We start from the raw sequence: 3,003 nt of genomic DNA, 5'->3' as shown, positions 1-3,003 counted from the left end.
CGACCACCGCGCCGGGCCCCCACCATGCCCACCCCCCGATACCGCCTCGATCAACCCCACAGCATCACCTCGTCACCCCAAGCGAAACAGCGAGGCTAGGAGGTGTCGGCTGTGAGGGGGCCGGTCTCGAAGAGGCTGGTACAGACACGCAGTGAGGCTCTGATGAGGACGGCCTGATAAGAGGCGGGGGGATAGACACGCAGGTAGGTACTGGCCGGTCGGCAGGGCTCACCGTCAAGTGGACCGTTGGTGGTGTGAATGAGCGCGGTGGCGGTTTGGCCAGGGCGGATAATGACAGTGCGGAAGGGTTCTCCCGTACGGGTGGCGGGCGGGGTGATCTGCTGGTATTCGCCGTCCAGAGCAGAGACACCAGGGTAGCCGCGCAGGGCACATCTGGAGGTGTTGATGTTGGTGAACAGGATTGGCCAGTAGACCTGTCCTGCGCCGCGGTCCTGACGCCCCATGGTCACGTGCAAGTCGCCGACGGTACACGTGACCATGGGGCTGGCCTGGGCCAAGGCGGCATTTCCTGCAACCAGCACAGCGGCCATCGCGGCGGTGGCAATGTGTGGGGAGAGGAGGACCATGGCAGTCACCTTGTCGTACAGCGGAGCGAGCCAACCGCACAGGTACCGGAGGGCGGTGCGGGTGGTCTAGCTGGCCACTCATGCAGCCGCACGGCGTCTAGGCCGACGGGCAGGGGTGGTTCCATAGGGCCAGCGTAACGCGCGCAGCCTGTCTTCGCGCTGCAATGAGCGACTACCCGGCGCGCTAACAAAGCTACTGTGAGCGGTGGTTGGGTGCCGACTCCCAGCCCGTGATATGCGGACTGCCGTGGCCTGCCACTCCTTTGGGTACCGTGTGCTATTACCGCTGGGGAATGAGGCGCGCCCCGACCCGCCCCGGTCATGGCGGACCAGCCATCCCCCACCCCGGGAAGGTTATTCAGAAGTCGGTGGATCTTGCTGGTTGGTTGCTGGGCGCAGGATCGGTCCCCTCGGCGTACCGTACGGGGTGTCGAATCCTGTGCGGACGCTCGGGGGGGACCGATGCGTTTCCACCGTACTACCGGTTTGAGCCCGTATCAGCTGTCCCTGCTCATGGGGAGAGTGGAGCGGTGTTTGCCGGGCTGGGGCGCGCCGGCGGGGCGGCCGCGTGTTCTGCCGTTGTGGGGGGCGGTGGTCGTGCTGTGTTTCCTGCTGCGTCACAACGCGGTTCAGGAGATGGTCGGTGAGCTGTTCGGTGTCTCGTAGCCCATGGTCTGCCGTTATGCGGCCGTGCTGCGGCCTGTGATGAGGGACAGCCTGAAGCAGCTGGGGTTCGGCGTCGCCCGGCGGCCGCGGGGCGAGCCGGTCCTTGTTGACGGTTTTCTTGCCCCGTGCTGGGACTGGAAGGCCGCTGAGCAGCTGTTTTTCGCGAAGCACCGCCGCACCGGTCACAACATCCAGGTGATGTCCGACCTCCGGGGCCGCCTCAGGGCCGTTGGCCGGCCCCTGCCCGGAGCCCGCCACGACTCCCACGCCCGCACCGCCTCGGGCATGGAGACCACCGTCGGCAGACATCCCGGGCTCGGCGACAAGGGCTACCAGGGCTGCGGACTGCTGACCCCGCACAAGAAACCCTTGCATCGCCCGCTCACCATGGTGGAGAAGGACTGCAACCGAGCCCACTCCGCCATCCGGTCCGCTGTCGAGCGCTGTATCGCGCACCTGAAGAACTGGAAGATCCTCTCCGAGAACTACCGAGGCCCCCTCGACCGCTTCCCCGAGAACCTCGATACCACCGTCCAGCTCGAACTCCTCCGCACCTGGACCCCAACAAGATCCACTACTTCTGAATAACCTTCCAGGTGGCCGGTAGTGCCAGGACCCGTTGAGGCAGGCATGATGGGGTAGCGGGCATGGGCCTCTCGTGCGACTACGGAGTGCATAGTCGACGGTCCATGCCCGTCCATGTTGAAGGCGGCACCCATGCGATGACGACCTGCCACACGGCAGCCGCTATCTCCTGCCCGGCCGGTCCACGGGCGGTCAGCATCAGCTTCGCCGGGCTCTTCGGAGTACCCGGCAGCTCCCCGTAATCGATGTAGAGCGGAGCCACCGCCCAGCCGTCATCCTGCGGCCTACTGAGATTGAACTCGTGGTGTCGTGTCGTTGTTTAGGCCGGTCTGATGGTCAGGCCGGTTTCGGCGAGGCAGCCGTCTATGAGGTCGCTGCGGTACTGGATGTGCCGGAGGCCGCGTCGAATGCGCTGGATGAGGTGGTCGGGTGTGCTGTAGGCGACATTGGAGAGCCAGCCGCGTCGCAGGAGGGACCAGATCCCTTCGACGGGGTTGAGGTCGGTTGCGTAGGGCGGCAGGTAGCAGATGGTGGGCCGGTCCCGGGCTTCGGCGAATTTCCGCAGGCCGGCGGCCTTGTGGACGTTGAGGTTGTCCCAGACGAGCACGATCGGGCCGCCGAGCTGCTGATGTGCTGCGATCAGCAGGTCCCGGTAGTCGCTCCAGGAGAAGCTCTTGCGTCCGTCACGTCGACCGTCATCCCGGCGGGCCGCGTTGGGACCAGGTCCTGGCCTGTGGCGGCGTCATGGAGAATCCGGCTTCGTCCTCGAAGACGAGCCAGGCTCCACGCGCCGCCGCGAGTCTTCCGCGCAGGGCCACACCTCCCGGGCCCACCCGGCCACCGCCTCGTCGTCCCGCTCCATCGCCCGACGGGCCCGGCACCTGGCAGGACCAGCCATTACGTACCAGCAGTCTCCGCACGCCCTGGATCGTGCAGCTCAGGTGGAAGCGCCGGCCGATCACCGCCTTCACACCGACAAGGGTCCAGCCCTGGTCTTCCCAGCCGTGCGCGGCCGGACCCCTGGCCAGCTCCGCCTCCAACTCGGCGAACTGCTTCTGGCTCAGCCTCGGAAGCGACGCCGGCCCCTGCGACCTCAGAGCCCACGGACCACCCTCATCCCACGTCCACCGCCACCGCTGCACCGAACGGACCCTCACCCTCAGGT

At 66.6% G+C, this 3,003-nt stretch carries 2 protein-coding genes and 1 pseudogene; 1 reads left to right on the top strand and 2 read right to left on the bottom strand.

From position 1 onward, the window contains the following. Window positions 1-95: 95 nt before the first annotated feature. Window positions 96-587, bottom strand: coding sequence for a DUF4232 domain-containing protein (locus ACZ53N_RS37005; RefSeq protein ID WP_469145089.1), 492 nt, complete (start codon window positions 585-587; stop codon window positions 96-98). A gap of 705 nt (window positions 588-1,292) precedes the next feature. On the opposite strand from ACZ53N_RS37005, the gene ACZ53N_RS37000 reads away from it, so the two are divergent. Continuing rightward, the gene (locus ACZ53N_RS37000; protein ID WP_469145088.1) at window positions 1,293-1,841 is read left to right on the top strand and encodes a transposase family protein; all 549 of its coding nucleotides are present in this window, start codon (window positions 1,293-1,295) and stop codon (window positions 1,839-1,841) included. 316 nt (window positions 1,842-2,157) lie between these two features. Here ACZ53N_RS37000 and ACZ53N_RS36995 read toward each other — a convergent pair. Then, window positions 2,158-3,003 (bottom strand): annotated as a pseudogene (locus ACZ53N_RS36995) (transposase); the annotation flags it as partial.

Source organism: Streptomyces sp. NPDC033229 (assembly GCF_055576875.1).
The sequence above is the reverse complement of the archived record's forward strand: the minus strand, read 5'-3'. Positions and strand labels throughout refer to the sequence as shown.